Source organism: Hymenobacter busanensis (genome assembly GCF_008727865.1).
Taxonomy (GTDB): Bacteria; Bacteroidota; Bacteroidia; order Cytophagales; family Hymenobacteraceae; genus Solirubrum; species Solirubrum busanense.
In genome coordinates this window covers 229582-256556 of the sequence record NZ_VTWU01000004.1, presented here as the reverse complement: position 1 = coordinate 256556, position 26975 = coordinate 229582, and the positions used below count along the sequence as shown (strand labels likewise).

Genomic DNA, 26975 nt, shown 5'->3' with positions numbered 1-26975 from the left:
TCTTTCACCCACACCCCCATCACCCACCCACTCATGCACACACTTTTACCCGCTAGCCAGCGGCCCTCCCTGTTTACCGCCACATCCCGGCCGGGCGCTCTTCTGCGCCGCTGGGCTGGTGCGGCCTTGCTGCTGCTGGGCACGGCGTCGGCCGCTTCGGCCCAAACGCCCCTGAGCGGCGCCTACACCATCAACAGCGGTGCGGCTACGGGCGGCACCAACTTCGCTTCTTTCACGGCCGCTGCGGCCCGCCTGAACGCCGACGGCGTGAGCGGCCCCGTGACGTTTGCCGTGTCGGGCGGCCCCTACACCGAGCAAGTGACGCTGAACGCCATTACCGGCACCAGTGCTACTAATACCATCACCATCAACGGCAACCGCAGCGTGCTGCGCTTTGCGCCCTCGGCCAGTGCCACGCGCACGGTACTGCAGTTCAACGGCGCCGACTACGTGACCATCAACAATCTGGTGATTGATGCCACCGGCGGCGGCACCCCCGGCACCTACGGCTGGGGCGTGCACCTGATGAACGGCTCCGACCGCAACGCCCTCATCAACTGCTCGGTTATCAGCAGCACTACTTCTACTTCGACCAACTACGCGGGCATTGTGGCCAGCGGCTCGGCCACGTCGGCCACCACGGCCGGCAACTCGGCCAACTTCCTCACCCTGCAGGGCGACACCATTACGGGTGGCTACTACGGCGTGATTCTGAACGGCGCCAGCCTCACGGCCCTGGCCGGCGCCCACCAGATTTCGGGCAACGTAATTCGCGACTTCTACCTCTACGGCATGGACGTGGAGTTCAGCGACGGCACCCAAATCATCGGCAACGACATTCACCGGGCCACGCGCACGACGGGCTTGAGCACGTTCTACGGCATTTACCTGTCGAACAACCGCAGCAGCGACGTGGAGCGCAACCGCATCCACTCGCCGTTTACGGGCAGCACCAGCTCTACGAGTTCGGCTTACGGCATCTACTTTACGGCCAACGACGGCCTGGCTGGCCAGGAAAACGACGTGGTGAACAACCTCGTGTACGATTTCAACGGCTCGGGCATTGAGTACGGCATGTACAACAGCAGCTCCGACTACTGCCGCTACTATCACAACACCATCTCGCTCGACAACACGGCGGCCGTGAGCACCTCCACCACGGCGGGCTTCTACCAAGTGACGCTGGCCACGGGCATCGAATTCAAAAATAACGTGGTGTCGGTGACGCGCAACCCCACCGGCACGGGCAGCAAATACGCGCTGTACTTCAGCACGGCCATGCCGCTGCCGGCCAACCTGATTGCCTCGAACTACAACGACCTGTACGTGGGCACCGGCACCGATTTCTTTACGGGCCGCTACAGCACCTCCGAATTTGCGACGCTAACCGACTGGAAAACCGCCAACGGCGGCGTGTACGATCAGAACAGCGTGGGCGTGAACCCGGCTTTTGTGTCGCTGCCCAACAACCTGCGCCCCACGGCCGCCCCGCTCAACGGCTCGGCTACCCCGCTGGCCCGCGTAACGACTGACTTCACCGGCGCTACCCGCAGCACCACTGCTCCCGACATGGGCGCCTACGAGTTTACGCCCGCCGCCAACGATGCCGCTATTGTCAGCATCGTGGGTCCGGCTACGCCTTTTGCCGCCGGCACCTTTCCCGCCACGGTAAACGTGCTCAACAACGGTACCACGGCCCTCACCTCGCTCACGCTAACCTACGTGTTCAACGGCGGCACGGCCGTTACGCGCAACTTCACGGGTCTCAACATCGGCGCCGGGCAAACCGGCCAGCTCACCCTCACCGGCCTGAGCTTCGTGAACGGCGTGAACACGCTAACGGTAACCGGCAGCCTGCCCAACGGCGGCACCGATGCCAACACCGCCAACGACCAGCAGACCCTCACGACCCGCACGGCCCTGAGCGGCGCCTACACCATCAACAACGGCGCGGCTACGGGTGGCACCAACTTCGCTTCTTTCACGGCCGCGGCCGAAGCCCTGAACCTGGGCGGCGTATCGGCAGCCACTATGTTTACCGTATCGGGCGGCCCCTACACCGAGCAGCTCACGCTGAACGAAGTTTCGGGTGCCAACGCTACCCGCACTGTTACCTTCAACGGCGGTGGCCGCACCATCAAGTTCGCGGCCAACAACTCGGCTGAACGCGCCGTGGTTACGCTCAACGGTGCCGATTACGTGACCATCAACAACCTGGTGGTGGATGCCACCAACGGCGGCACGCCCGGTACCTACGGCTGGGGCATCCTGCTGACCAACGACGCCGACCACAACACCATCAGCGGCTGCACCGTGACAACGAACGCCGCATCGACGTCGACCAACTTTGCGGGCATTGTCGTTAGCGGCTCGGCTACGGGCGCCACCACGGCGGGGGCCTCGGCCAGTTCGCTGCTGCTCGAGAACAACACCGTGACGGGCGGCTACTACGGCATTACGCTGGTGGGCGCCAGCGCTACGGCCATGGCCACGGGCAACATTGCCCGCAACAACCAGGTGAAGGATTTCTACCTCTACGGCTTCTACCTGGCCGCGCAGGATGGCACCCAGATCCTGGCCAACGACATTCACCGCACCACCCGCACCGACGTCTCGACGTTCTACGGCGTGTACTTGACGACTTCATCGCGCAACGTAGATGTGATGCGTAACCGCATCCACGACACTGCCACCGGCGAGCCGGCATCCACGGCTACCGTCTATGGTATTTACATGACCACCGGCGCGGGTGCCGTTGGGGCTGAAAACGAGGTGGTGAACAATGCGTTCTACAACTTCAACAGCGCAGGTTTGGAGTACGGCGTTTACAACACCGGCGCCAGCAACGTACGCTACTACTTCAATACGTTCGATCTGCGTGCCCCGGCGGCTACCACGTCGACCTCGGCGGCCTACGGTTTCTACCAGACCACCGGCACCAACGTGGATTTCCGCAACAACATCGTGGCCGTAGAGCGGGCCGGTACGGGTGTTGAGTACGGCATCTACCTCTCGTCGGCTACCGGCGTGACCAGCACCAACTACAACGACCTGTATGTGCCCGGCGGCAACGTGGGCTACTACGGCAGCGCCTTTGCTACCCTGGCTGCTTGGCAGGCCGCCAACAACAACGCCTTCGACCAGAACAGCGTCGACTTCAACCCGATGTTCGTTAGCGCGTCGAACCCGATTCCGACCAACGGCGCCCTCAACGACAAGGGCACGCCGATTGCCGGCATCACCGTTGATATTACCGGTGCCACCCGCGGCACCACGCCCGACGTGGGCGCGTTTGAATTCTCGGCCGTAGCCGGCGACGTAGCTCCCGCTGGCTTGGTTGGCCCGTCGGCTTCGGCTACCTGCTACACCTCCGCCGAAACCCTGGAAGTGCAGATTCGCAACGCCGGCACCACGTCGCTGAACCTGGCCACGTACCCGGCCACCGTATCGGTAGTCGTTACGCTGCCCGGCGGCACCACGCAGTCGTTTACCACTACGGTAAACACCGGCACGCTGGCGCCCAACGCCACCCAGAACGTGACGCTGCCCGGCACGCTGAACATGACGGCCCAGGGCACCTACTCGTTTGCCATTACGGCCACAGTGGTCGGCGACGGCAACACCGCCAACGACGTGCTGACCCCCGCCCCCACCCGCACCATGACGGTAGCCGGTCCGGTGGCTACGTTCTCGTACCCGCAAGGCTCGTTCTGCGCCGGTGTCAACAACAACATTCCGCCCACGCTGGGCGCTGGGGCCACGGCCGGCAGCTTCTCGGCTACCCCGGCTGGCTTGACGATTAACCCCACCACGGGGGTTATTTCAGTAGCCACCAGCACGGCCGGCACCTACACCATCACCAACGTAGCGCCAGCCAACGGCACCTGCCCGGCGGTTAGCGCCACCACCACCTTCACGGTGCGTGCTACCCCGGCGGCCCCCACGCTCACCATGCAAACCCAGCCCGACGGCTCGGTTGTCCTGACCTCGAGCGCGCCCAATGGTAATCTGTTCTACCTGAACGGTTCCCCGCTGGGCGGAGTCGTCAACGGCTCGACGCTGACGCTCACCAGCGCGACGCAGAACGGCGTGTACACGGTATTCACCAACCAGCAAGGCTGCACCTCGCCGGTGTCGAATGCCGTGACGGTGGTGGTAACCAGCTCGCGCAGCAGCGCATTGGCCGGCAGCAACTTGCTGGTGTACCCGAACCCCACGCCCTCGGGCCTGCTCACGCTGGAGCTGCAAGGCTACCGCAAAGCCGCTACCCTCACCGTGCTGAACGCGTTGGGCCAGGTGGTGCGCACGCAGGAAATTGCGCCGGTAGCCTCGGGCAAGCATCAAACCGAGGTGAACCTCACCCAGCTGCCCTCGGGCGTGTACACGCTGCGCGTGGCCACCGAAGGCGGGGTGGACGTCCGCCGCGTAGTGCGCGAATAACCGTTGCGCTTTCGCCCACAAAAAACGGCCCGCCAGATTCTGGCGGGCCGTTTTTTTGTGGGCGAAAGTACACGTAGCTATGCTAAATCCTGAAGCTCTTGCCCAAAACCGCCGCTCAGGATAGGAAAACGCAGCCACGAGCGGGGGTCGAGGTTATAGTCGTCGAGGTGAAACGAGGGCGCGTACCGTTCGCGCTTCCACTGGTTGCGGCTCCAGAGGGTGTAGAAACGCTGCACGTAGGTTTTGAGCTGGCCGCGGTCGGTATCGGGCATTTCCTCGCGCAGGCGGCTCAGCACCTGTTTCGGGCTGAGGCGTTCGTAGAAAGCCAACCGCTCGATGCGGTTGAGCAGCGGGTAGGGCATCAGGTCCCGCTCGTCGGTTTGCTTGTCTTCCAGGGGGCGCAGTTCGGCGGTGGGGGCCAGGCTGTTCACGCGGCGCAGGCCGGGGTAGTCCAGCTCTTTCTCGGCCCACACCAGCCACTGCTTCACAAACGCCTTGTCGACGCCCGCAATGGGCGAGATGCTGCCGGCCGTGTCGCCGTCCATGGTGCAGTAGCCCACGGCGGCTTCGCTTCGGTTGGACGTGGTGATGAGTAGGCTGTTGAGCACGTTGGCCAGCAGCCAGATGCTGGGGGCCCGCACCCGCGCCTGAATGTTTTGCAGGGCCAGATCGTCGGTTTTCCACGTCAACTCCCGCCCCAGCGCGTGCTCAATCTTGCCGGTGTAGCCCTTCACTTCCTCATCGATGCCCCAGTTGAAAAACACCGCGCCTACGTTGTCGGCCAGCTCTTTGGCGGAGAGGTAGGTATCGTCGGAGGAGTTGACGGTGCCTTGGTAAGCGCAGGTGAGCAGGCGGCGGGTGAGCTGCTGGTTGAGCGTAAGGTTGGCGTCGGTTGGCCCGGCTTGCAGGTCCTCATCGGTTACCACCTGCGCCCGGTTGCCGGCGTCGGTAACCACTTCGGCACCGTTAGCCGAAGCTGGCAGGGCCGCGTGCACCGTTACGTGCTGGATGTCTTCCTCTGAAAAGCAGCCGGCTTTGCGCATGAAGTCCTCGGCGCCCAGCTCCAGCACGCCCAGCCGCACCAGCTCGGCCACGCCCACGGCGCACATGCACGAGTCGGCGCCGCCCGAGAGGCTGAGCACGAAGCCCTTGCTGCGGGCCTTGCGCAGGTAGTCGAACAAGGCGAGACTCAGCGCCTGGTTCAGCTCGCGGTATTCGTCGGGTACGGGCAGCGGCACGATGTCCTCGGTCACGAGCGGTTCCTGCTGGAAATCCACGTCGGCGTACTCCAGGTCCACGTCTTTGTAGCTCAGCAATTGGTTGCGTTTGAGCAATTCGCCGTTGCGGGCAATCAGGATTTCGCCGTCGTAGGTGATGCGGCCGGCTTCGTTGCCCAGCAGGTTGGCGTAGAGGTAGGTTACCTGGTAGTCGCGCGAGGCCTTGAGCACGAGCTGGTAGCGCACGTCGGTTTTGCTCATGGCGAAGTGCGAGGCCGAGGGGTTCACAATCAGCTGCACACCGCGGGCCGTGAGGCGCGGCGCGGGCCGGTCCTCGGCCGGCCGCCAGGCGTCTTCGCAAATTTCGAAGCCGAAAGTGACGCCCAGGTGCTCAAAGGTCAGGTCGCCGATGGGCCACTGCTCCTCGCCAAACTCGACGGTGGCGGTGGTGCCGGCAATCCAGGAGTTGAAAAAGCGCGGCTCGTAGTGCACGCCGTCGTTGGCCAGAAACTGCTTGGCCGCGAAGCCCAGAATTTCCTGGTTGCGAATCACGCAGGCCGTGTTGTAGGTCCGCCCGTTGAGGCGCACGGGCAGGCCCACGCACACCACCATGTTGGGCTCGGTGCAGCAGCGGCGCACCTGCTGCAGCTTCTCCAGCGCGGTTTCGCTCAGCCAGTCGTGCAAAAACAAGTCTTCGCAGCCGTAGCCCGTCAGGCACAATTCCGGTAGGCACAGCAGTTCCACCTGCGCGTCTTTGGCTTGCTGAATGGCCTCGCAGATGTTGCGCAGGTTGTTGTGCCAGTCAATGGGCGTTTGGTTGAGGGCAGCGCCGGCGAGTCGCATAAGAAGTCAGCTAGAAGGAAAATCGTCCTGCAAGTAACTGCAAAGCGCGCGTTCGGGTTGTCGCCTGGTTGTCATTGCGAGCGAAGCGTGCCAATTCTTCTGCTTGCGGCACAACCGAAATAGCCTGACCAACCGAAGTAAATTCGGTTGGTCAGGCTATTTCGGTTTCTATCTAAGAAAAAGGGCCGATTGTGTCGCTTGCAAAGCCAGCTTTTGGCTTCTACATCCCCAACGTTGCCAAGGCCCGCTCGGCAGCCGTTTGCTCGGCCTGTTTTTTCGAGAGGCCCATGCCTGAGGCCACGGCTTCGTCTTCGATGAACACAGTTACCGAAAACTCCATCACACCGCCGGGGCGCTGCTCGCCGCTGTGCTCGTAGCGCAGGGCTTTGCCTTTGCGCTGCGCCCACTCAATGAGCTTGCTCTTGAAGTTGGTGGTGGTCGAGGTCAGCGCCTTCACGTCCACAAACGGGCGGATAAGCCGCGCCAGCACGAAACGCCGCGCCGCCGTGTAGCCGTGGTCGAGGTACACCGCGCCCACCAAAGCCTCCAGCGCGTTGCCGTTTACCGAGCGCGACCGGGCGGCCCGGTTCTGCGCCGGGTCGAGTTGCACCAGCTTATCGAGGCCCAGCTTTAGGGCCATCTGGTTCATGCTTTCCCGGTTCACGATGCGCGAGCGAATTTCCGTGAGGAAGCCCTCCGGCTCGTAGGGAAACTTGCGAAACAGGTACTCGGCCACCACGGCACCCAGAATGGCGTCGCCGAGGAACTCCAGCCGCTCGTTCGAGAGGTGCTTGCCCTGCTCGGTTTGGCGCACCGCCGAGGCGTGCGTAAAGGCCAGGGTGTACAAACGCGCGTTGCTCGGCGTGCGACCCGTCACGGTGGCTATAGCCTGCCGAAACGCACGGTCGCCGCCGAGCAAGCGACGGAAAAATCCGAAAAGCGGAAGCGGTTGGCCGCCGCGGAGTATGGCCATAGGTTAGTCGCGCAGCTTGCCGAACACCACGGAAGTGTTGTGCCCGCCGAAGCCGAAGGTATTGCTCACGGCCACGTTCACCTCGCGCGTCTGAGCCTTGTTGAACGTAAAGTTCAGGCCCGCGTCCAGCTCGGGGTCGTCGGTGACGTGGTTGATGGTGGGCGGAATAATGCCGTGCTGAATAGCCAGCACGCTGGCCACCGCCTCGATACCGCCCGCGCCGCCCAGCAAGTGGCCGGTCATGCTCTTGGTCGAGCTGATGTTCAGTTTGTAAGCGTAGTCGCCAAACACCTTTTGGATGGCCTTCACCTCGGCGCCGTCGCCCAGCGGGGTGCTGGTGCCGTGCGTGTTGATGTAGTCCACCGCCTCGGGGCCGATGCCGGCGTCGCGCAACGCGTTCTGCATCACCAGCACCACCCCTTCGCCCGTGGGGTCGGGTGCGGTAATGTGGTAGGCATCCGACGACAAGCCGCCGCCGAGCACTTCGGCGTAGATTTTGGCGCCACGGGCCACAGCATGCTCGTAGGCTTCGAGGATCAACGCCCCGGCGCCTTCGCCCAGCACAAACCCGTCGCGGTCCTTGTCGTAGGGCCGCGAGGCCGATTGCGGGTCGTCGTTCCGCTCGCTCATGGCCTTGATGGCGTTGAAGCCGCCAATGCCCGCTTCGGTAATGGCCGCTTCGGAGCCGCCCGTCACCACCACGTCGGCCATGCCGGCGCGGATGTAGTTGAGGGCCGCCACGATGGAGTCGGACGACGAAGCGCAGGCCGAGGTCGTGATGAAGTTCGGGCCGCGGAAACCGTTCTTAATCGAGATGTTGCCCGACGCGGAGTCGGCAATCATCTTCGGAATGAAGAACGGGTTGAAGCGCGGTGTACCGTCGCCCTTGGCAAAGGCAATGCACTCCTCCTGAAAGGTGCGCAGGCCGCCGATGCCGGAGCCCCAAATCACGCCCACGCGGTCTTTGTCCACGTTGCCTTCCAGGCCCGCGTCGCGAATGGCTTCGTCGCTGGCAATGACGGCGAACTGCGTGAACAGGTCCATCTTGCGGCCTTCCTTGCGGTCGAAGTAGGTATCGGGGCTGTAGCCCTTCACTTCGCAGGCGAAACGGGTTTTGAATTTGCTAGCGTCGAAGCGGGTGATGATGTCAGCCCCGCTCACGCCTTGGCGCAGCCCCTCCCAGTAGTCGGCAACAGTGCTGCCAAGGGGAGTAATTGCGCCAAGACCGGTAACGACAACTCTTCGTAGGGCCATACTAGGGTGCGAAGGGGAAAGAAAAACGGCCGGCGGCGGGCCGGCCGGCAAAGCGGTGGTGCTTTAGCTAGAAAGGGTAGCGTGCCTTATTTGGCGTGCTCTTCGAGGTAGGAAATGGCCTGACCCACGGTGCCAATGTTTTCAGCTTGGTCGTCGGGGATGCTCACGTTGAATTCTTTCTCGAATTCCATGATGAGCTCAACCGTGTCGAGCGAATCAGCGCCCAGGTCGTTGGTGAAGGAGGCCTCGGGAGTTACTTCCGAAGGTTCTACGCCCAACTTATCAACGATGATGCTCTTTACTTTTTCTGCGATTTCAGACATTTCCGTGGGGGTTTAAAGAAAACTCGGCACAAATAACACCATCTTCCCCAACATTGTCAAACTAGTACCTGCTAAATGCAGGGGCCGGGTCGCTGGTTTCGGCCTGCAAAGTCTGTATTTTTGTTCCGTTCCGGGCCGCTAACGCCTTTTGCTCGTCCTCAAGTCCTGCTCGATGAAAACCTTTACGCTCGACTGTGACTTCGACTGCGACTTCGACTTGTTCGGCGTCGTGTCGTCGAGCCGGGACCATAAGCTGGCCTGGGCCCTCAATCAAGCCCTGCGGCTGCGCCTGGTGAAGCAGCAGGATTTGATTTACGACCTGCTCAACCGTGGCCGGCTCGTCATCAGCAACTACCTGCACGCCACCGAAACGGCCACGCTGCGCTTGCTGCGCAACCGCTCGGTCGACCCGTCGCCGTTGAAAAAACCCTTTCTGGCGCCCGACATCAAGGAGTACGACTACCTGATTCAGGTGACCAACGGCACCGGCGCCCTCGACGCCGACGAGCTAATGGCCCAGCTCAGCAACCTGCCGCTGGTGCAGTACGTGTGCCGCTTCGATCCGAACGCGCTCAAGTTCAAGGAGAATTTTCAGTTCTGATTCCGGTTTTTCGCCGCCGGTGAACTGCCCGCGAAAGCGGCCGTACGTTCCGTTAAATCGTTTGCGTGTGCTCGGCGGTGGCCAAGTAGTGGTTGTGCCCCGCGCGGCTACGCGCATTTTGGCGCGACAAATTCCCCGGTAGCTGCGTTTCTTTAGGGTCGCATTGTTATTTCGTTCGTTTCGCCGCGCCGTTGCGTGGCGCCTTACCGCGCACTTGTTTTCATCGCATGGAAAACCGACCCGTTTTCAATAAAACCAAAATTGTGGCCACCGTCGGGCCTGCCTCCAATACCTACGAGCGGTTGGGCACGCTCATCCGCGAAGGCGTCGACGTGTTTCGCCTGAACTTCTCGCACGGCGCCCACGAAGAGCACCTGGCCGTGATTAACCTCGTGCGCCGCCTCAACAAGGATATGCGCACGCACGTGGGCTTGCTGCAGGACTTGCAGGGTCCCAAAATCCGCCTCGGCGAAGTAGAAGGCGGCTCGTTCGAAATCAAGGCCGGCGAGCAGATCAAGCTGGTGTGCGGCGAGAAAGAAACGAGCGTGCCGGGCCGCCTGAGCACCATTTACATGGGCCTGGCACGCGACGTGAAGCCCGGCGACATGATTCTCATCGACGACGGCAAGATTGAGCTGAAGGTGCTGAGCACCGACCGCGAAACCGAAGTGGAAACCGAGGTGATTTACGGCGGCACGGTGAAGCCGCGCAAGGGCATCAACCTGCCCGACTCGGACGTGTCGGCCCCGTCGATGACGGAAAAGGACTTGGCCGACCTCAAGTTTGGTCTTGAAAACGACGTGGACTGGGTGGCGCTGTCGTTTGCCCGCCGCGCCGAGGACATTCGCGCCATCAAGCAGATCATTGCCGAAAGCGGCAAGCAGACGCGCGTTATTGCCAAAATTGAAACGCCCGAAGGCCTACGCAACCTCGACGAAATCATTGCCCTGACCGACGCCGTGATGGTGGCGCGTGGTGACTTGGGCGTGGAAATCAAGGCCGAGGAAGTGCCCATGGCCCAGAAGATGATCATCCAGAAGTGCAACCGCGCCGGCAAGCCCGTGATTGTGGCCACGCAGATGATGGAAAGCATGATTGTGAACCCGCGCCCGACGCGCGCCGAAACCAACGACGTGGCCAACGCCGTGCTCGACGGCGCCGATGCCGTGATGCTGTCGGCCGAAACCGCCGTGGGTGCCTACCCCACCGAGGTTATCCGCTCGATGGTGGCCACGATTTGTAGTGCCGAAGAGCACGAAAACCTCTATTACCGCGAGTTTGCGCCCGGCGACCCGCTGGCCCAGCCCCAAACGTTCTACACCAACAGCGTACTGGCTGCGGCTTGCTCATTGGCCCGCGCTACCGGTGCCCAGGCCGTGGTGGGCATGACGCACAAGGGCTACACCGCCTACCAGCTGAGCAAATACCGCCCGCACGCGCACATTTTCGCCTTCACCGACAACCGCGCTATTCTCACGCAGCTGAGCTTGGCCTGGGGCGTGCGCTGTTTCTACTACGACCGGTTCGTGAGCACCGACAACACGATTCAGGACATCAAGTACATTCTGCAGACCACGGGCCACCTGCACCCCGGCGACGTGTTCATCAGCACGGCGTCCATGCCCATCAACGAGAAAGGCAAGGCCAACATGATCAAGCTGAGCACGGTATAGTCGCCGCGTTTCGCTCATAAAAAAGCCCCGCCGGAAGCATCTGGCGGGGCTTTTTTATGAGCGAAACGCGAACATTCTAAGTCGTGTAGCCCAGCGTAATGTAACTGGGCTTCTGTAACAACATCAAAGCTGCTTCAGTAGTCTACGGTTCGTTCTATCACGCACAAAAAGCCCCGCGCAGCTGGTGCGCGGGGCTTTTCTACAAGATGACGAGACGAATGCTCAGCCGGGCTTAGGCAGCCAGCGAGTTTACGTGCTTGGCCAGGCTCGACTTGTTGTTAGCCGCCTTGTTCTTGTGGATGATGTTCTTCTTGGCCAAACGGTCCAGCATCGACGACACTTTCTTCAGCAACTCCTGTGCTTCGGTTTTGTCGGTCGTGCCACGTAGTTTCTTAACGGCCGTGCGGGTCGATTTAGCTTGGTAACGGTTCAACACGCGCTTGGCTTCGTTCGAGCGGATGCGCTTCAGAGCCGACTTATGATTTGCCATGATGCGGAAAGCGGAAAAAGACAGAAAATCTGTCGAGGGTTTATCAGTTGGGCTGGCAAAGGTAGGAGCTTCCGGCGGGATTAGCAAACTAGCTGACGAAGAATTGCCTTGCCCCGGTCAACCATCGTAGCTGCATTTCCCGTTCTTGCCCGCATGCGCTACCTCACCCGCACTGTCTGGCTGCTCTCGCTCGTGAGCCTGTTTACCGACCTGGCCAGCGAAATGCTTTACCCCATCATGCCGCTTTACCTGCGCGACATCGGCTTTTCGCTGGTGCTCATCGGCGTGCTTGAAGGCGTAGCCGAAGCCACGGCCGGCCTGAGCAAGGGGTATTTTGGGCAGTGGTCGGACCGGCTGGGACGCCGCCGGCCGTTTGTGCAATGGGGCTACAGCCTGAGCGCCCTCTCCAAACCCATGATGGCCGTGCTGGCCGCGCCGTGGTGGGTGTTTCTGGCCCGCACCGTGGACAGGCTCGGCAAGGGTCTGCGCACCGGTGCCCGCGACGCCATGCTGGCCGACGAAGCCACCGCGGAACGCACCGGCGCCGTGTTCGGGTTTCACCGGGCCATGGATACGCTCGGGGCCGTGCTCGGCCCTGCCGCCGCGCTGCTCTGGCTGACGGTGCACCCCGGCCAGTATCGCACGCTGTTCTTGCTGGCCTTTGTGCCGGGGCTGCTGGCAGTGCTGGCCACGTTTCTGGTGCGCGAAAAGCCGCAGCAGCCTTCGGACCGGCCGGTAAAACCGTTTTGGGCATCGTTTGGGTATTGGCAACGGGCCCCGGCAGCCTACCGGCAAGTAGCGGGGGCCTTGGTGGTATTTGCCTTGTTCAACAGCTCCGATACGCTGCTGCTGTTGCTGGCCCGGCAGCAAGGCTTGTCGGATACCGCGGTTATCGGCGTGTATATTTTCTACAACCTCGTGTATGCCGCAGCCGCTTTCCCGGCGGGCTTGCTGGCCGACCGGCTCGGGCCGCGCCGCGTGCTGGCGGTGGGCTTGCTGCTGTTTGCGGTGGTGTATGCCGGCGCGGCGCAGGTACACACGTGGTGGCTGTTCGGTGCGCTGTTTGGCTTGTACGGGCTGTATGCCGCCGCTACCGAGGGCATTGGCAAGGCGTGGATCAGCCGCCTTTGTGCCCCGACTGACAAAGGTGCCGCCTTGGGCACGTTTGCGGGCCTGAGCAGTTTGGCAGCTTTGATGGCTAGTGCCCTCACGGGGGTGGTGTGGCAAACGCTTGGCCCGCAAGCGGCGTTTGGGCTTTCGGCGGCGGTAGCCGCCGCGGTAGCCGGGTTCGTTGCAACTCGCCGGCCTGCCTGATGGTTGTAGCAAGCAAAAAGGACAAAAAGCGGCGCGGTGTATTTGGTATGCATGCCGATAAATAGTGTATCTTACTTGTAACGGCTGCCGCTCCTTCCTGCCAGCTTGCTTGTCGCCATGCCCCTCGTATCCAGCTCCCCGTACCGCCCGCCGTTCTATTTATTCAACGGCCACCTGCAAACCATCGTGCCGAGCCTGTTGCGCGAGGTGCCCGAGGTGCAATATCAGCGCCAGCGCGTGGAAACACCCGACGGCGACTTTTTGGACCTCGACTGGTCCCGCACCGAGCACGTGACCGACACCCTTGGCATCATCTCCCACGGCCTCGAAGGCGACGCCGGCCGGCCCTACGTGCGCGGCATGGCGCGGGCGCTCAACAAGGCCGGCATCGATGCGCTGGCCTGGAACTACCGCAGCTGCAGCGGTGAGCCGAACCGCCTGCTGCGCGCCTACCACCTCGGCGACACCGACGACCTGCACTTTGTGGTGCAGCAGGCCGTGGCCACCGGCCGCTACCGCCGCGTGTTTCTCACGGGTTTCTCAGCTGGCGGCAATATGACGCTCAAATACCTCGGCGAAGACGCCACCCGCATTCCGCGGGAAGTAGAGCGGGCCGCTGTCTTTTCGGTGCCTACCGATTTGAAAGCCGGCTCGGAGCAGATTTCGCGGATGACGAACCGCATTTACCTCAACCGCTTTCTGAAATCGTTGCGGCTGAAAATCCGGCAGAAAGCCGAGTTGCTGCCGGGCCAGCTGGACCTGGAAGGCTTGGAGGAATTGAGCGACTTTCCGCAGTTCGACAACCGTTTCACCGCGCCCATGCACGGTTTCGCCTCGGCCGACGAATATTACGAGCGCAGCAGCTCCGGCCGCTACCTCGACGGCATTCGGGTGCCTACGCTGCTGGTGAATGCCCAAAACGACCCCTTTCTGGCCCCTACCTGCTTTCCGCGGGCCGCTGCCGAGCGCAGCCCCTACGTGTTCCTGGAAACGCCCGAAGAAGGCGGCCACGTGGGCTTCTCGGAAGGCACGCCCGACGGCGAATACTACTCCGAGCGGCGGGCCGTGGCGTTTCTTACCGCGCCGGTGCCTGCCTGAGTTGGCGCCGAACACGTTTTCAGAATTATATAAAACGGCTGGTTCTCAACAGGACCGGCCGTTTGCGTTACACGTTGTTGGTGCGTTTGCCGCGGGCCAGGGCTTTGTTGGCCGGCACGAATACCACCTTCTTCGTCTCGAAAAATTCCTCGCTGAAAAAGTCGCTGAGGTTGGTGACCGTGGCGACCAAGCCGGATTCGTCGAGTTCTTCGGTTAAGTCGCCGCCTTTCAGGTAGTAGAGGCCGTGGGTGTCGCTGGCGCCGGCCGTGTTGGTGTAGCGCTGCGCAATCCAGGGGTGAAAGTTGGCCAAGCGCGTCACGGCGCGACTTACCACGTAGTCGTATTTGGTGCGTACCTGCTCGGCCCGAATTTGCTCGGCCGTAACGTTGTGCAGTTTCAGGGCGTGGGCCATGTCCTGTACGGCCTTGATTTTCTTGCCGATGCTGTCGATGAGGTGAAACTCGACCTCGGGAAACAGAATGGCGAGCGGCAGGCCGGGCAAGCCGCCGCCGGTGCCCACGTCGAGCACCGAGGAGCCGGGCTCAAACTGCACCACCTTGGCAATGCCCAGGGAGTGCAGCAGGTGGCGCTCCTCGAAGTTGTCGACGTCGGAGCGGGCTATGAGGTTGACGCGTTCGTTCCAGCCGCGGAACTCGGTGGCGAGCTGGCGAAACTGCTCCTGCTGGCGCGGCGTGAGGCTGGGGAAGTAGCGGAAGAGGATTTCCATCGTCGGGCAAAGGTAGGGCCACCAACTATAAACGACGAAGCCCCGCCGGGTGGGCAGGGCTTCGGGAGGCAAATCCAGCCGAAGCTAGATGATTTCCTTTTTGTTTTTCACCATGTCGTAGAGCAGCTCCCGGGCGCGGTGCAGTTGGGCTTTCACGGTGCCGAGCGGGGCTTTCAGCTCCTGGGCAATTTCTTCGTAGCTCAGCTCATCGAAGTAGCGCAGAGTAACCAGGCGCTGGTACTTATCGGGCAGCCGCGACACCACGTGCTGCATGATTTCGATCTTCTGGTTTTTGATGGCCGACTCGGCCGGGTTCAGGTTGTTGTCGCGAAAATCAATGGTGATTTCGTCGCCGTTGTCAATCTTGATGGCCGAGTCGATGGACATCGTCTTGATTTTATTCTTGCGAATAAAGTCGATGCAGTTGTTGGTGGCAATGCGGAACAGCCAGGTGCTGAACGCATACTCGGGGTTGAACTTGTGCAGGTTGCGAAAAGCCTTGGCGAAGGCCTCGATGGTGAGGTCCTCGGCGTCGTCGGGGTTGCGCACCATCTTCAGCACCACGTGGTAGACGGGCTTCTTGTAAATCTGCATCAGTTCGGCATACGCCTTCTCATCGCCGTGGTCTACGGCCGAGCGGATGAGCTTGAAGTCGTGCTTGGCCTTGGCCGAGAACTGCTTCTGGAGGTCCGGGTTGTTTACTTCCATCGGGAGGGTTTGCGGTAAAGCACTAGCGAGGCTGTCAAGAGAAAATAAGCCAGGAAATAGGCCGCATCAAGCACGGGCAGCAGTGCTACGGACTGCCGGTCTTGCAAACGGCGGCTGGCCCCCGCGTACGCAGCTACCACGGTCGAGGTTCGCACGAGCCACGCTATACCCAAAGGTATCCAATCGACCGGGGAAAAAAAGAGCGCACCCAGCGTAGCTAGGTAAAAAAGGCCGTTGGCCAGCATAAAGGTTCCAATCCGGAGCCTGTCGGTGGTACGATACCGAGAACCAGCTGACATATGCCGGCGTTTCTGGGTCCACCATTGGCCCCAGCCAGCCGGCGCTTCGCTCACGGTTTGTGCGGCTGGGTGCGTGACGACGGCAGCGGTTTTGCCCAGGGCCACGGCGTCCTGCACCAGCAGGTCGTCGTCGCCGCTCAGGCTACGGATGTGCGAGGCAAAACCCTTGGTGGCAAAGAAGGTAGCCTGCGAGTAGCCCAAGTTGCGGCCCACGCCCATGTAGGGCTGGCCGCGCTCGGCGAAGCTCAAATACTGCAGGCCGGTGAGCAGCGTTTCGAAACGCACGAGCCGGTTCAGAAAGCCCGGCGCTTCGGCGTAGGGGCCGTAGCCGAGCACGATATCGGCGCCGGAATCGAAGGCGCGGGCCATGTGGCGCACCCACTGGTTGGTGGTGGGTACGCAGTCGGCATCGGTGAAGAGCAAGTACGGGTAGCGAGCTACTTTAATGCCGAGGGTGAGGGCGTATTTTTTGGGGGCGAGGCCCTCGGGCGTGCGGCCCACGGTAACGAGGCGCACGTTGGGGTAGTACTGGGTGAGCTGCTGGGCGTAGAGGCCGGTGTCGTCGTCGGAACGGTCGTCGACGAGCACGATTTCGAAGCGCGGGTAGTCTTGGGTGAGCAGGATGGGCATGAGGTGGCGCAGTTGCTCGAGGGCATTGCGCGCGGCCACGATGATGGAGACGCCCCGCTCCTGCTCGTGCGCCGGGGCAGGTTCAACGTCGGGGGTTTGCCGGGCGGCGAAGGGCCAGAAATAATACGCCGCGTAGGCGAGCTGCACCAGCACAGCGGCCACGAGCAACCAGATAGCGGGCGAAAAATGAACAGGCAAAGCAGCGGGGCGGGGTGATAAGCGGGCAAAAGTAGCCAATTGGGGGGCAGCTTGGCGCCCGAAGCAGAAGTTAAACGCAACGCGTACGGCCCCTACGGGTTACCTTTGCGGCTTGTTTAGCTCCGGCCAACGATAAGCGCAAGGTGGCGCGTCTATTGTCGTTGTTTCGCCGCGGCTCGTTGCTTTTCGGGGCGCGGGCAGCCAGCCCGGAGCCAAGCACTGACGCTACTTCCCCGCATGACTTTCGACCTCGTCGCCCACGACCCGCAAACCAAGGCCCGCGCCGGTGTGCTCACAACCGACCACGGCACCATTCAAACGCCCATTTTTATGCCCGTGGGCACGGTGGGCTCGGTGAAAGCCGTGCACCAGCGCGAGCTGAAACAGGATATCCAGGCCCAGATCATTCTCGGCAACACCTACCACCTGTACCTGCGCCCCGGCCTCGACACGCTGCAGAAAGCCGGCGGCCTGCACAAGTTCAACGGCTGGGACGGCCCCATTCTCACCGACTCGGGCGGCTACCAAGTGTACTCGCTCTCGAACACGCGCAAGATCAAGGAAGAGGGCGTCAAGTTCCGCTCCCACATCGACGGCTCGCAGCACTTGTTTACGCCCGAGGGCGTGATGGACATTCAGCGCGTCATCGGGGCCGACATCATCATGGCCTTCGACGAGTGCACGCCCTGGCCCTGCGAGTACGACTACGCCCGCCGCTCCTTGGACATGACGCACCGCTGGCTCAAGCGCTGCATCCAGCGCATCGACGAGACGGAGCCGCTCTACGGCTACGAGCAGCAGCTGTTTCCCATTGTGCAAGGCAGCACGTTCCGGGATTTGCGCGAGAAATCGGCGCAGTTTGTGGCCGAGCAGGGCCGCGCCGGCAACGCCATTGGCGGGCTGAGCGTGGGCGAGCCGGCCGAGCTGATGTACGAAATGACGGAGCTGTGCTGCGACATTTTGCCCCAAGACAAGCCGCGCTACCTGATGGGCGTGGGCACGCCGGCCAACATCCTGGAAAACATTGCACTGGGCGTAGACATGTTCGACTGCGTGCTGCCCACCCGCAACGCCCGCAACGGGATGCTCTTCACCACGCAGGGCATCATCAACATCAAAAACAAGAAGTGGGAGCAGGACTTCTCCCCCATCGACGTCGAGTTGGGCGGCTACGCCAGCACGTTCTACTCCAAGTCGTACCTGCGCCACCTGTTCCACGCCAGCGAATACCTGGGCGGCATGGCGGCCTCGGTGCACAACCTCACGTTCTACCTCTGGCTGGTGCGCTCGGCGCGGGAGCAAATCCTGGCCGGCACCTTCCGCGAGTGGAAAGAGCGGATGGTGAAGCAGCTGATGGTACGTTTGTAAGCGGTGGTTATCGTTTCTTCCTTGCGTAGGCGCCTCGTAAATCTTAGCCTGTGGCTGGTGCTGGTGGGAATTCCGGCGGGGTATTGCCTGCTCTACATTGCCGCTGATTTTCACGCGTACATGGAGCTTTTTGCGGCTGGCGCAAACCTTGGCAACCCAAGAGCTATTGCGGCTTCCCCATCCTGGGAAGCCCTTCAACCCCAAATCACGTCCGTATACGTTCCCCGTACACTGCTTGCGTTTCTGGGCTGCGCAGTATTGCTCCTGCCGGTAGCACTACTAGCTTCTGTTCGGCGCAAGAAATTGGTTTTGGCCCCTACTCCGAGTTGGCTCTTAGCCAAGCAACTTCTTGGGCTGCTGCTCACTTATGTCTTGGGAAGTCTGGCCCATTTGGAGCTGAGGCAGTTTCATTTGATTCGTTCGAGCCTTGCCATACCTGATCAACCCAATTATTTCTGGCCATTGGAATTAACCCCGCTGTTGCGTGGCTGGACTATTTATCCACCTTTGGCAGGCAACGAGCCACTACTGCCCGACACTGATGCTGCCTGTACTAAACTAGGCGCGCTGATTGCTGGGCTTGCCGCCCGCTACGTCTGGTTGCGCCGCAGCACGTTGCCGGTGCTTAATCCGTTAAAGCAGTCGTAACTCGACCCTACTGAATGCGTCTTCTCGACAAATACATCCTGGGCAAGCTGCTGACCACGTTTTTCTTCGTGGTGGTGGTGCTGGTGCTCGTTATCTGCGTGATTGACTTCACGGAGAAAAACGACGACTTCATCAAGCACGACCTGGGCGTGGGCAAGATTCTGTTTGAGTACTACCTCAACCTCTTCCCCTACTACGCCAATCTGCTCTCGCCCATCACCGTGTTCATTGCCACGGTGCTGGTGACGTCGCGGCTGGCGGCGCGCACCGAAATTGTGGCTATCCTGGCCTCGGGCGTGAGTTTCAAGCGGTTTTTGCTGCCCTACGTGATGGGTGGCACCATCATCGGATTGGTCATTTTCGGCACTGTGGGCTGGGTTATTCCAATTGCCAACAAAACCCGCGTGGCCTTCGAGCGGAAGTACATCAAGAACCCTTACCGCTTCCAGGGGCGCAACGTGCACATCAAGATCGGGCCGAAAAGCTACGCCTACCTGGAGAGCTACGACAACGTGAACAACGTGGGCTACCGCTTTGCGCTGGAAACCATCGAGGGCACCCTGCTCAAGCGCCGCATGACGGCCGAGGTCATCAACTGGGATTCCACCAAGCGCGCCTGGCACCTCACGCCGCAGCTGGTACGCACCTTCAAGGGCGACCGGGAAACGCTGCTCACCATTCCGGCCCGCGACACCACGCTGAACCTCTACCCGAAGGACTTCGCCAGCACCTTCAAGCTGAGCGAAACGCTGACCAACCCCGAGCTGAACCGCTACATCCAGGAGAAAATCGACCGCGGCGCCTCCGATACGGACATTTACCTGGTGGAGAAGTACGAGCGGATGGCCTACCCGTTTGCCATTCTCATCCTCACCGTCATCGGCGTGATTATGAGCGCGCGGAAGTCCCGGGCGGGCGTGGGCGGGCAGATTGCGCTGGGCTTCGTGCTGGCGTTTGTGTTCATCATCTTCGTCATCATGAGCCGCAACCTGGCGTTGGTGGGCGAAATGTCGCCGGCCCTGGCGCCGTGGGTGCCCAGCGCGGTGTTCACCGTCATCGGGGCGGTATTGTACCGGTACGTTCCCCGGTAAATTGTCAAATGGCTGAATGAGTAAATGGCTGGTTGTTCATGTACTCAGCACGAGTAGCCATTTAACCAGCCAACCATTTAGCCCTTCAAGCAAGATGCTCAAAGACTACCTGCGCCTCCATTTCATTGTTTTTTTGTGGGGCTTCACGGCCATCCTGGGCAAGCTGATTTCGCTGCCGCCGGTGGAGCTGGTGTTCTTCCGCACCCTCATTGCCTCGGTGGGGCTGGCGGTGCTCCTGAACCTGCGCCAGCAGCCGATGCGCATTCCGGGGCGGCAGGCGCTGCGGCTGCTGGGCGTGGGGGTGCTGGTGGCGGTGCACTGGATTACGTTCTTTCTAGCTGCCCGCCTCTCGTCGGTGAGCGTGTGTTTGGCGGGCATGGCCACGCTGGCCTTGTGGACGTCGGTGCTGGAGCCGGTGCTGCTGCGCAAGAAGTTTCAGTTCTACGAAATGGGCCTGGGCCTGCTCACGCTGGTCGGGCTCTACATTGTGGCGCAGGCCGTGTACGGCTCGGCTACGGGCTCGGCAGCGGGCGCCAACGAGCACAGCCAGCTATTGGGTTTGGCGGTAGCGGTGCTGTCGGCGGGCTTGGGGGCGCTGTTTAGCGTGCTGAACGTGAAGCTGATTCAGGAGCACCCGCCGCTACGGCTCACGTTCTACGAAATGGCCGGCGCGTGCCTCGTGATTGTAGTATATCTGGTGGCGCGCCCAGCGTTCGGCGGCCCGCTGCCCCAGCTCGACCCCAAACCGCTCGACTGGGTGTGGCTGCTGGTGCTGGCCGGCGTGTGCACCGTGTACGCCTTCTCGGCCTCGGTGGAGCTGATGAAGCGCCTCTCGGCCTTCGCCTTGAACCTGACCATCAACCTGGAGCCGGTGTACGGCATTGCGCTGGCCGTGCTCATGTTTTGGCTCGGTGTGAAGGGTTTCGACGCCGAGCGGCTGTCGTTGGGCTTCTACCTCGGCACGCTCGTTATTCTGCTGAGCGTGCTCATTCACCCGCTGCTCGACCAATGGCAGCAGCGCCGCCGCAAAGCTTCAGCCGATGAAGCGGTGGAGATGGTAGAACGGTAGGCACGTCGCGCCGGCTATCATCTACAGCACCCCATCCCACACCTCGTAATCCGCCTTCAGCGCAAGCTTCGGCGGCGCGCTCTGGCCCGGCCACAGCCCAAACACCGCCGAGCCGGAACCCGACAAGCTTGCGTAGGCCGCGCCGGCCGCGTACAGCTGCTCCTTGAGCTGCGCCAGTACGGGAAACTTCGGCGCCAACGAGGCCTCGAAATCATTCACTACCGTGTCGCGCCAAGTATTAATGGGCGCGGCCAGGGCTGTGCCCAGCGCGTGTTGCGGCGGGCGCGGCGTCACGCCGGCGTAGGCCTCGGCGGTGCTGATGTGCAGATTGGGGTAGATGACTTTGCAGGCGGCGCCGGCCAGCTGCGGCAGCGGCAGGGCGCTTAGCTCATCGCCGCGGCCCAGGGCCAGGGCGGGCTGGTTGCGGATGAAGAAGGCACAATCGGAGCCGAGGCGGCGGGCGTAGGCTTCGAGGGCGTCGTCGCTCAGGTTCAGGGCCAGCACTGTGTTGAGGGCGCGCAGGGCAAAGGCGGCATCGGCCGAACCGCCGCCGAGGCCGGCCCCAATGGGTACGACTTTGTGGAGGTGCAGGCGCACGGCGGGCACCTGCGGAAAATCGGCGCGCAACAGCTCGTAGGCCCGCACGCAAAGGTTGGTAGCCGGTTCGCCGGGCACCGGGCGACCGGTGAGCGTGAGGCTGGTTTCGGCGGCTTCGGGAGCGGGCAACACTTCCAGGGCATCGGTCCAGGGAAGCGGCACCATCGCGGTTTCGAGGGTGTGAAAGCCGTCGGGGCGGCGGGCGGTAATGTGCAGGCCGAGGTTGAGCTTGGCGTTGGGGAAGACGAGCATGGCGCAAAGAACGGCAGTCGGCTGAAAATCGGCCCAACGCTACGCCTGTGGGCCATGCCACCCGCGCATACCGCTGGTTTGGCGCAGCCGTGCGCCTCGCTGCCGAAACCTGGCGGCTTTGTACCGCACCAGCGCGGTTCCGAGTCGCGAGGTTGCGGTTCACAACCGTGCCACTGCGGCTGCGAGGCGCGATGTTGCGGCGCGGAGGCGCATGATTGTGGCTTGGAGTTGCAACCGTGCGGCTGGGAAGCGCGCTTTGGCGCTGCCCGCCCGCATTCGGCCGCACCCGTAACTTGCCGGGGCATTCCGTTTCCCTCCGTTCCATGTCTTCCGCCGCTTCTGCTGATTGGTACCGCCGCTGGGGCAAGCGCCTGCTCGACGTGCTGCTAGCCGCGCCCCTGCTGCTGCTCGCGGCCCCGCTGCTGGCGCTGGCCGCCGCGCTGCTACGGCTGCAGCCGGGTAGCGGCCGGGTGGTGTTTCGGCAGCTGCGGCCGGGGCTGCACGGGCAGCTGTTCACCCTCTACAAGCTCCAAACCATGACCGACGCCCGCGACGACGCCGGTCAGCTCCTGCCCGATGGCCAGCGCCTCACCCGCCTCGGCCGCTGGCTGCGCGCCACCTCCATCGACGAGCTGCCCCAGCTCTGGAACGTGCTGCGCGGCGACCTGAGCTTGGTGGGCCCGCGCCCTTTGCTGCCCGAGTACCTGCCGCTGTATTCGCCCGCGCAGGCCCGCCGCCACGCGGTGCGGCCGGGCATTACGGGCTGGGCGCAGGTAAATGGACGCAACGCCATCAGCTGGGAGCAGAAGTTTGCCTACGACGTGTGGTACGTGGAAAACCTGACGTTTGCGCTGGATTTGCGTATTCTCGTACGTACGGCCGGCCGCGTGCTGGGCGCGCACGGCATTGCAGCACCCGGCCAAGCCACTGCCGAAGCCTTCCGCGGCTCGTCCCCATCCTCTTCTGTCCCTCCCGATTCTGCGGTATGACCCAGCTTTTCTTTTCCGACTACGACGACCTCGACTTCCCCGGCAGCCGCCCCTTGGTGATTGTGGGCGCCGGCGGTTTCGGCCGCGAAGTGCTCATGCTCGTGCGCCAGCTCAACGAAATGCGCCAGCAGTGGGACGTGCTCGGGTTCTACGACGACCAGCGCCCTGCCGACCCCGAATTGCTCCACGACCTGCCCTACCTCGGCACCGTCGCCGACCTCAACGCCACCACCGATACCGTGTACGTGGCCGTGGCCGTGGGCAACAGCCACCACCGCGCCGACGTGGTGGGCCGCCTCACCGCGCGCCATCTGCACTTTGCCACGCTCATTCATCCCTCGGTGGCGCTGCGCGGCTATCAAAACGTGCAAGTAGGCCCCGGCAGCATTGTCACGCAGGGTTGCGTGTTCACCTGCGACATCGTCATCGGCCGCCACGTGCTCCTGAACCTGGGCTGCACCATCGGCCACGATGCCGTTTTGGAAGATTTCTGCTCCCTGATGCCGCATGCCAACGTGGGCGGCGAGGCCCACCTGGAAGCCGCCGTGTATTTGGGCACCAACGCCACCGTCATCAACCAAGTGCGCGTGGGAGCCCGCACCATCGTGGGGGCCGGCGCCGTGGCCGTGCGCGACCTTCCCGCCGGCGTAACCGCCGTGGGCGTGCCGGCCCAGGTTATCAAGCAGCACGCACAACACCGATGAAAGGTCTACTTGCTACGTTCTGGGCTTCTGTGCGGCCGGCTACCCGGCTACTACTAACCGCCGCCATCCTACTGCTCTTGTATGGCTACCTGTGTCGGTGGTTAAAAATTCCGTTCTTCTGGGAAAGCCAGACCGTCGGCTGGTGCTTGCTGCTGCTGACGGCTTTTCTGTATTTACTAAACCGCATCGACCACCGGCAGGCACTGCAGAAACAGGTCATTGGGGAGAAGCTAGGCTTGGCTATGATCGGTTTTTTCGCGCTCATTATCTCTATTGTGTGGGTTGCACTGGCCCAAAGCGACGCCTACGCGGCTGCTAAGCGTGCTATTGGTCGTTCCTTGGCCGTTCGTCAGGAAATCGGGAGCCTGCAAGACGTGTTCATTCGGCCCACCGGCCAGCTGAATATCCAATCGTCGGCCGAGGGCAAGTCTGGCCAAGCCAGTCTTTATCTGGTAGCCAAAGGCGACAAGGAGTTTCGAGATATACGCGCAGACCTTTCCAAGCTCCCTACCGACTCGGCCTGGGTGTTACGCAGAATCAATTTTCTATAGCCCCTAGCTGCTCTGCACAATCAAAACCCCTACTTAATGCGCAGCGACGAATACGACCGGCTCTACCTCTCCCCGCCCCACCTCGGCCGGCACGAGCTGAACTACGTCCACAAAGCCATCGAAGACAACTGGGTGGCCCCGGCCGGCCCCAACATCGACGGATTCGAGCGCGACCTGAACCAGTACGTGGGCACGCAGCACTGCGTGGCTTTGTCGTCGGGCACGGCGGCCATTCACCTGGGCCTGCAGCTGCTGGGCGTTGGCCCCGGCGACGAAGTACTGGTGCCCTCGTTCACCTTCGTGGCCACGGCCAACCCCGTATGCTACCTCGGCGCCCAGCCGGTATTCATCGACAGCGAAGCCAACACCTGGAACCTGTGCCCGATGCGGCTGCGCGAGGCGCTGGAAGAGCGTGCCCGGCGGGGCAAGCAGGCCAAAGCCATCATTATCGTGCACCTCTACGGCATGCCCGCGCTGCTGCCCGAGCTGCTCGAAATAGCCGCCGAATACGGCGTGCCAGTTCTCGAAGACGCAGCCGAAGCCCTTGGCTCGCGCCACCGCGGGCAGGCGCTGGGCTCGTTTGGGCAAGTGGCGGTGCTCTCGTTCAACGGCAACAAGATCATTACCACCAGCGGCGGCGGAGCGCTGCTCACCAACAACGGCGAATACGCCCGGCAGGCCCGCTGGCTCAGCACCCAGGCCAAAGACCCCGCGCCGTATTACCAGCATTCCGCCGTCGGCTACAACTACCGACTGAGCAACATCCTGGCCGGCATCGGCCGCGGCCAGATGGAGCTGATTGAAGAGCGCGTGAAGCGACGCCGCGAGATTTATGCGCTCTACCACGAACTGATGCGCGACCTGCCGGCGGTGGAAGTCGGCCCCACCGAGCCGGCCGGCACCCGCTCCAACCGCTGGCTGACCACCATTCTGCTGCGGCCCGAGCACACCGAGCGCACGCCCGAAGAGCTTCGCCAGCACCTCGAAACGCACAACATTGAAAGCCGCCCGCTCTGGAAACCCCTGCACCTGCAGCCGCTCTTCACCTCGGCGGCAGTATACGGCGGCCAGGTTTGTGCCGACTTGTTCACCCGCGGCCTGTGCCTGCCCTCGGGCTCGTCGATGACCGATACGGACGTGCGGCGCGTGGTAAAGGCACTGCAGGAGATGCTCTAATCAAGCCTTCAGTCGGCCTGAATAGCTCATAAAGTTCATTCGGCAGTATAAAACAAGAGCCTAGTAGTACAAAAGGCGACGCAGCTAGTACAAACTTTTTCATTCTACTCAGCTGCCTTGGAACTTCTGTTAGTTGCGAGGCTGTCCGTTGTCGTCGAAAAGGCGTTTCAAGCGGCGCTCCGTGCGCACCACGCCAATCAGCAGGCCCAGCACCCAGCCGGCTAGCAGCACCACCAGGGCACGCGCGTCGCCGAGCAGTAAGTAGGCCGTAGCAGCCAGCACCGGCAGCGTCCAGCTCAGCCGCCAGAAATAGTGCGCGAAGTAAGTATTGGCTTCCTGCCAGGTAGCGGGCGTGCGCATGGAGCGCGTCGTGCGGTAGCCGTATAATAAGTTGATCTGCCGGGGCGGATGGTAGCGCGTTACCCAGGCTATTACCAGGCTCAGCCCGCATATGCCCGCCAAGGCAATCAGAGGCGCGATGCTTTCCTTATCCATCAGCGTTCTGCGTTATCAGCTTTGCAAACCGGCGACGAAGCACTGGTGCTGTTGTGCGGGCCGTTTACGCGTCCAGTGCCTGCCGCAAATCGTCCACCAGTTCCTCCGCCGGCTCGATGCCCACCGACAGCCGCACCAGCCCCACGGTAATGCCCAGGTCGCGCTGCTGCTCCGGCGTGAGGGCGCGGTGCGAGGTACCGAGCGGGTACGACAACGACGAATCGACGCCGGCCAACGAGGGCGCAAACGGGAACCGCTGGCTGCGGCGCATAAATTGGCTGACTACTTCCTGGTCGTCGGCGAGCAGAATCGACAGCATGCCGCCAAACAGCCCGTTGCCCTGCTCGGCGGCCAGCGCGTGCTGCGCGTGCGTGGGCAGGCCGGGGTAGTACACGGCGCGCACGGCGGGGTGCTGCGTGAGCATATCGGCCACGGCCTGGGCGTTATGGCAATGCTCGCGCACCCGCAGGCGCAGGGTTTTCAGCCCGCGCACGGCCAACCAGCTCTCCATAGGGCTTAGCGTGAGGCCGTAGAACACCCCGATTTGCTTGAGACGGGCCGCCACTTCGGGGTCGGCCGCCACGGCAGCGCCGGCCGTCACGTCGCTGTGGCCTGCCAGGTACTTGGTCACACTGTGCAGGCTGATGTCGGCGCCCAGGGCCAGCGGCTGGGTGAGCAGCGGCGTAGCGAAGGTGTTGTCGACGACGAGCTTCAGGCCGAGGTCGTGGCAGTGCGAAGCGAGGCGGCGCAAATCGGCCACGCGCAGCAGCGGGTTGCTGATGGTTTCGGCCAGCAGCAGGCGCGTGGTGGGCTGCTGAAACGGCTGCAAATCGTAGAGCTGCTCGAAGGGCACGTACGTCACCGTGATGCCCATGCGGCTCAGCTCCGTGTTGAGCAGCGCCGCCGAGCCGCCGTAGATATCGGCGGCACACAGCACATGGTCGCCGCTCTGGCAGTAGGCCAATATCGACGCGAAAATGGCCGACATGCCCGACGACGTAGCCACTGCGCCCGCGCCGCCTTCCAGCTGGCTGATGGCCGCGGCCAGCTCGTCGGAATTGGGGTTGCCGTTGCGCGAGTAGAGGTAGCGGCTGCCGGGCTCGTCGAAATACTGGTTTAGCTCGTCGAGGTCCTCAAACTTGAAAACCGAGGTTTGGTAGATCGGGGTGATTTTCGGGTTGATGGTGGTCATCGGCGACGAACGGGGAGCAGGCGAACAACTGGGCATAAAGAAAAGCCGGCGGCTC

Annotated in this window: 24 protein-coding genes; 13 read left to right on the top strand and 11 right to left on the bottom strand. The window is 62.4% G+C overall.

Translation table 11 applies throughout. The features are described from left to right. The first annotated feature begins 33 nt into the window (after positions 1–33). A complete protein-coding gene (locus F0P96_RS12085) occupies positions 34–4440 on the top strand; it encodes a T9SS type A sorting domain-containing protein (RefSeq protein WP_151079157.1) in 4407 nt (1468 codons plus the stop codon). Positions 4441–4517: 77 nt separating this feature from the next. On the opposite strand, the gene nadE is transcribed toward F0P96_RS12085, so the two are convergent. The 4 genes from nadE to F0P96_RS12065 all read right to left on the bottom strand — a co-directional run bounded on the left by nadE (position 4518) and on the right by F0P96_RS12065 (position 9050). Beyond that, positions 4518–6500: an NAD(+) synthase gene (gene nadE, locus F0P96_RS12080; protein WP_151079156.1), complete on the bottom strand. Its 1983-nt coding sequence runs from the start codon at positions 6498–6500 to the stop codon at positions 4518–4520. Between the two features lie 220 nt (positions 6501–6720). Next, a complete protein-coding gene (gene rnc, locus F0P96_RS12075; protein ID WP_151079155.1) occupies positions 6721–7473 on the bottom strand; it encodes a ribonuclease III in 753 nt (250 codons plus the stop codon). Positions 7474–7476: 3 nt separating this feature from the next. Continuing rightward, positions 7477–8727, bottom strand: coding sequence for a beta-ketoacyl-ACP synthase II (fabF, locus tag F0P96_RS12070; protein ID WP_151079154.1), 1251 nt, complete (start codon positions 8725–8727; stop codon positions 7477–7479). 86 nt (positions 8728–8813) lie between these two features. Then, positions 8814–9050 carry an acyl carrier protein gene (locus F0P96_RS12065; RefSeq protein ID WP_151079153.1) on the bottom strand — a complete coding sequence of 79 codons (237 nt, stop codon included), beginning with the start codon at positions 9048–9050 and terminating at the stop codon, positions 8814–8816. A 172-nt stretch (positions 9051–9222) separates the two neighbouring features. Between F0P96_RS12065 and F0P96_RS12060 the strand changes: the two genes are divergently transcribed. After that, a complete protein-coding gene (locus F0P96_RS12060) occupies positions 9223–9651 on the top strand; it encodes an IPExxxVDY family protein (protein ID WP_151079152.1) in 429 nt (142 codons plus the stop codon). A 227-nt stretch (positions 9652–9878) separates the two neighbouring features. Then, positions 9879–11324, top strand: coding sequence for a pyruvate kinase (gene pyk, locus F0P96_RS12055; RefSeq protein ID WP_151079151.1), 1446 nt, complete (start codon positions 9879–9881; stop codon positions 11322–11324). 232 nt (positions 11325–11556) lie between these two features. On the opposite strand, the gene rpsT is transcribed toward pyk, so the two are convergent. Then, positions 11557–11814, bottom strand: a complete 258-nt coding sequence (gene rpsT, locus F0P96_RS12050) for a 30S ribosomal protein S20 (RefSeq protein ID WP_151079150.1) — start codon at positions 11812–11814, stop codon at positions 11557–11559. A 153-nt stretch (positions 11815–11967) separates the two neighbouring features. On the opposite strand from rpsT, the gene F0P96_RS12045 reads away from it, so the two are divergent. Together F0P96_RS12045 and F0P96_RS12040 are read left to right on the top strand one after the other, a co-directional pair. Beyond that, positions 11968–13128 carry an MFS transporter gene (locus F0P96_RS12045; RefSeq protein WP_151079149.1) on the top strand — a complete coding sequence of 387 codons (1161 nt, stop codon included), beginning with the start codon at positions 11968–11970 and terminating at the stop codon, positions 13126–13128. Positions 13129–13245: 117 nt separating this feature from the next. Beyond that, the gene (locus F0P96_RS12040) at positions 13246–14226 is read left to right on the top strand and encodes a YheT family hydrolase (RefSeq protein WP_151079148.1); all 981 of its coding nucleotides are present in this window, start codon (positions 13246–13248) and stop codon (positions 14224–14226) included. A gap of 67 nt (positions 14227–14293) precedes the next feature. Here the strand turns inward: F0P96_RS12040 and rsmG are convergent, their stop codons facing one another. From rsmG to F0P96_RS12025, 3 genes are all read right to left on the bottom strand, one after another. Further along, the gene (rsmG, locus tag F0P96_RS12035) at positions 14294–14953 is read right to left on the bottom strand and encodes a 16S rRNA (guanine(527)-N(7))-methyltransferase RsmG (RefSeq protein WP_151079147.1); all 660 of its coding nucleotides are present in this window, start codon (positions 14951–14953) and stop codon (positions 14294–14296) included. A gap of 84 nt (positions 14954–15037) precedes the next feature. Beyond that, entirely contained in the window at positions 15038–15661 is a 624-nt protein-coding gene (locus F0P96_RS12030; RefSeq protein WP_151079146.1) for an RNA polymerase sigma factor, read from the bottom strand. Then, positions 15652–16788 carry a glycosyltransferase gene (locus tag F0P96_RS12025; RefSeq protein WP_160620107.1) on the bottom strand — a complete coding sequence of 379 codons (1137 nt, stop codon included), beginning with the start codon at positions 16786–16788 and terminating at the stop codon, positions 15652–15654. Before F0P96_RS12025 ends, F0P96_RS12030 begins: the two co-directional genes overlap by 10 nt. A 237-nt stretch (positions 16789–17025) precedes the next feature. On the opposite strand from F0P96_RS12025, the gene tgt reads away from it, so the two are divergent. The 4 genes from tgt (at position 17026) to F0P96_RS12005 (ending at position 20964) form a co-directional block, all read left to right on the top strand. Further along, a complete protein-coding gene (gene tgt, locus F0P96_RS12020; protein ID WP_151079144.1) occupies positions 17026–18156 on the top strand; it encodes a tRNA guanosine(34) transglycosylase Tgt in 1131 nt (376 codons plus the stop codon). 21 nt (positions 18157–18177) lie between these two features. Further along, positions 18178–18804, top strand: coding sequence for a hypothetical protein (locus F0P96_RS12015; RefSeq protein WP_151079143.1), 627 nt, complete (start codon positions 18178–18180; stop codon positions 18802–18804). A gap of 14 nt (positions 18805–18818) precedes the next feature. Next, on the top strand, positions 18819–19895 hold the full coding sequence (locus F0P96_RS12010) for an LptF/LptG family permease (protein ID WP_151079142.1): 1077 nt from the start codon (positions 18819–18821) through the stop codon (positions 19893–19895). A 94-nt stretch (positions 19896–19989) separates the two neighbouring features. After that, positions 19990–20964 (top strand): DMT family transporter, encoded by a 975-nt coding sequence (locus F0P96_RS12005; protein WP_151079141.1) that lies wholly within the window; start codon positions 19990–19992, stop codon positions 20962–20964. Positions 20965–20985: 21 nt separating this feature from the next. Here the strand turns inward: F0P96_RS12005 and ispE are convergent, their stop codons facing one another. After that, positions 20986–21813 (bottom strand): 4-(cytidine 5'-diphospho)-2-C-methyl-D-erythritol kinase, encoded by an 828-nt coding sequence (gene ispE / locus F0P96_RS12000; RefSeq protein ID WP_151079140.1) that lies wholly within the window; start codon positions 21811–21813, stop codon positions 20986–20988. Positions 21814–22136: 323 nt separating this feature from the next. On the opposite strand from ispE, the gene F0P96_RS11995 reads away from it, so the two are divergent. From F0P96_RS11995 to F0P96_RS11980, 4 genes are all read left to right on the top strand, one after another. After that, on the top strand, positions 22137–22802 hold the full coding sequence (locus F0P96_RS11995) for a sugar transferase (protein ID WP_151079139.1): 666 nt from the start codon (positions 22137–22139) through the stop codon (positions 22800–22802). Further along, positions 22799–23506, top strand: coding sequence for an acetyltransferase (locus tag F0P96_RS11990; protein ID WP_151079138.1), 708 nt, complete (start codon positions 22799–22801; stop codon positions 23504–23506). Before F0P96_RS11995 ends, F0P96_RS11990 begins: the two co-directional genes overlap by 4 nt. 77 nt (positions 23507–23583) lie before the next feature. Next, positions 23584–24057 (top strand): hypothetical protein, encoded by a 474-nt coding sequence (locus F0P96_RS11985; protein ID WP_151079137.1) that lies wholly within the window; start codon positions 23584–23586, stop codon positions 24055–24057. Positions 24058–24093: 36 nt separating this feature from the next. After that, on the top strand, positions 24094–25233 hold the full coding sequence (locus F0P96_RS11980; protein ID WP_151079136.1) for an aminotransferase class I/II-fold pyridoxal phosphate-dependent enzyme: 1140 nt from the start codon (positions 24094–24096) through the stop codon (positions 25231–25233). 129 nt (positions 25234–25362) lie between these two features. On the opposite strand, the gene F0P96_RS11975 is transcribed toward F0P96_RS11980, so the two are convergent. Both F0P96_RS11975 and F0P96_RS11970 read right to left on the bottom strand, forming a co-directional pair. After that, complete coding sequence (locus F0P96_RS11975; RefSeq protein WP_151079135.1) at positions 25363–25728, bottom strand: SdpI family protein; 366 nt, start codon at positions 25726–25728, stop codon at positions 25363–25365. Between the two features lie 64 nt (positions 25729–25792). Beyond that, a complete protein-coding gene (locus F0P96_RS11970; RefSeq protein ID WP_235917457.1) occupies positions 25793–26956 on the bottom strand; it encodes a trans-sulfuration enzyme family protein in 1164 nt (387 codons plus the stop codon). Positions 26957–26975: the final 19 nt, after the last annotated feature.

Bases quoted from the DNA above. Each gene is read 5' to 3' on its own strand.
- F0P96_RS12085 (WP_151079157.1), top strand. From the start codon at position 34: ATGCACACACTTTTACCCGCTAGCCAGCGGCCCTCCCTGTTTACCGCC.
- nadE (WP_151079156.1), bottom strand. From the start codon at position 6,500: ATGCGACTCGCCGGCGCTGCCCTCAACCAAACGCCCATTGACTGGCAC.
- rnc (WP_151079155.1), bottom strand. From the start codon at position 7,473: ATGGCCATACTCCGCGGCGGCCAACCGCTTCCGCTTTTCGGATTTTTC.
- fabF (WP_151079154.1), bottom strand. From the start codon at position 8,727: ATGGCCCTACGAAGAGTTGTCGTTACCGGTCTTGGCGCAATTACTCCC.
- F0P96_RS12065 (WP_151079153.1), bottom strand. From the start codon at position 9,050: ATGTCTGAAATCGCAGAAAAAGTAAAGAGCATCATCGTTGATAAGTTG.
- F0P96_RS12060 (WP_151079152.1), top strand. From the start codon at position 9,223: ATGAAAACCTTTACGCTCGACTGTGACTTCGACTGCGACTTCGACTTG.
- pyk (WP_151079151.1), top strand. From the start codon at position 9,879: ATGGAAAACCGACCCGTTTTCAATAAAACCAAAATTGTGGCCACCGTC.
- rpsT (WP_151079150.1), bottom strand. From the start codon at position 11,814: ATGGCAAATCATAAGTCGGCTCTGAAGCGCATCCGCTCGAACGAAGCC.
- F0P96_RS12045 (WP_151079149.1), top strand. From the start codon at position 11,968: ATGCGCTACCTCACCCGCACTGTCTGGCTGCTCTCGCTCGTGAGCCTG.
- F0P96_RS12040 (WP_151079148.1), top strand. From the start codon at position 13,246: ATGCCCCTCGTATCCAGCTCCCCGTACCGCCCGCCGTTCTATTTATTC.
- rsmG (WP_151079147.1), bottom strand. From the start codon at position 14,953: ATGGAAATCCTCTTCCGCTACTTCCCCAGCCTCACGCCGCGCCAGCAG.
- F0P96_RS12030 (WP_151079146.1), bottom strand. From the start codon at position 15,661: ATGGAAGTAAACAACCCGGACCTCCAGAAGCAGTTCTCGGCCAAGGCC.
- tgt (WP_151079144.1), top strand. From the start codon at position 17,026: ATGACTTTCGACCTCGTCGCCCACGACCCGCAAACCAAGGCCCGCGCC.
- F0P96_RS12010 (WP_151079142.1), top strand. From the start codon at position 18,819: ATGCGTCTTCTCGACAAATACATCCTGGGCAAGCTGCTGACCACGTTT.
- F0P96_RS12005 (WP_151079141.1), top strand. From the start codon at position 19,990: ATGCTCAAAGACTACCTGCGCCTCCATTTCATTGTTTTTTTGTGGGGC.
- ispE (WP_151079140.1), bottom strand. From the start codon at position 21,813: ATGCTCGTCTTCCCCAACGCCAAGCTCAACCTCGGCCTGCACATTACC.
- F0P96_RS11995 (WP_151079139.1), top strand. From the start codon at position 22,137: ATGTCTTCCGCCGCTTCTGCTGATTGGTACCGCCGCTGGGGCAAGCGC.
- F0P96_RS11990 (WP_151079138.1), top strand. From the start codon at position 22,799: ATGACCCAGCTTTTCTTTTCCGACTACGACGACCTCGACTTCCCCGGC.
- F0P96_RS11980 (WP_151079136.1), top strand. From the start codon at position 24,094: ATGCGCAGCGACGAATACGACCGGCTCTACCTCTCCCCGCCCCACCTC.
- F0P96_RS11975 (WP_151079135.1), bottom strand. From the start codon at position 25,728: ATGGATAAGGAAAGCATCGCGCCTCTGATTGCCTTGGCGGGCATATGC.
- F0P96_RS11970 (WP_235917457.1), bottom strand. From the start codon at position 26,956: ATGCCCAGTTGTTCGCCTGCTCCCCGTTCGTCGCCGATGACCACCATC.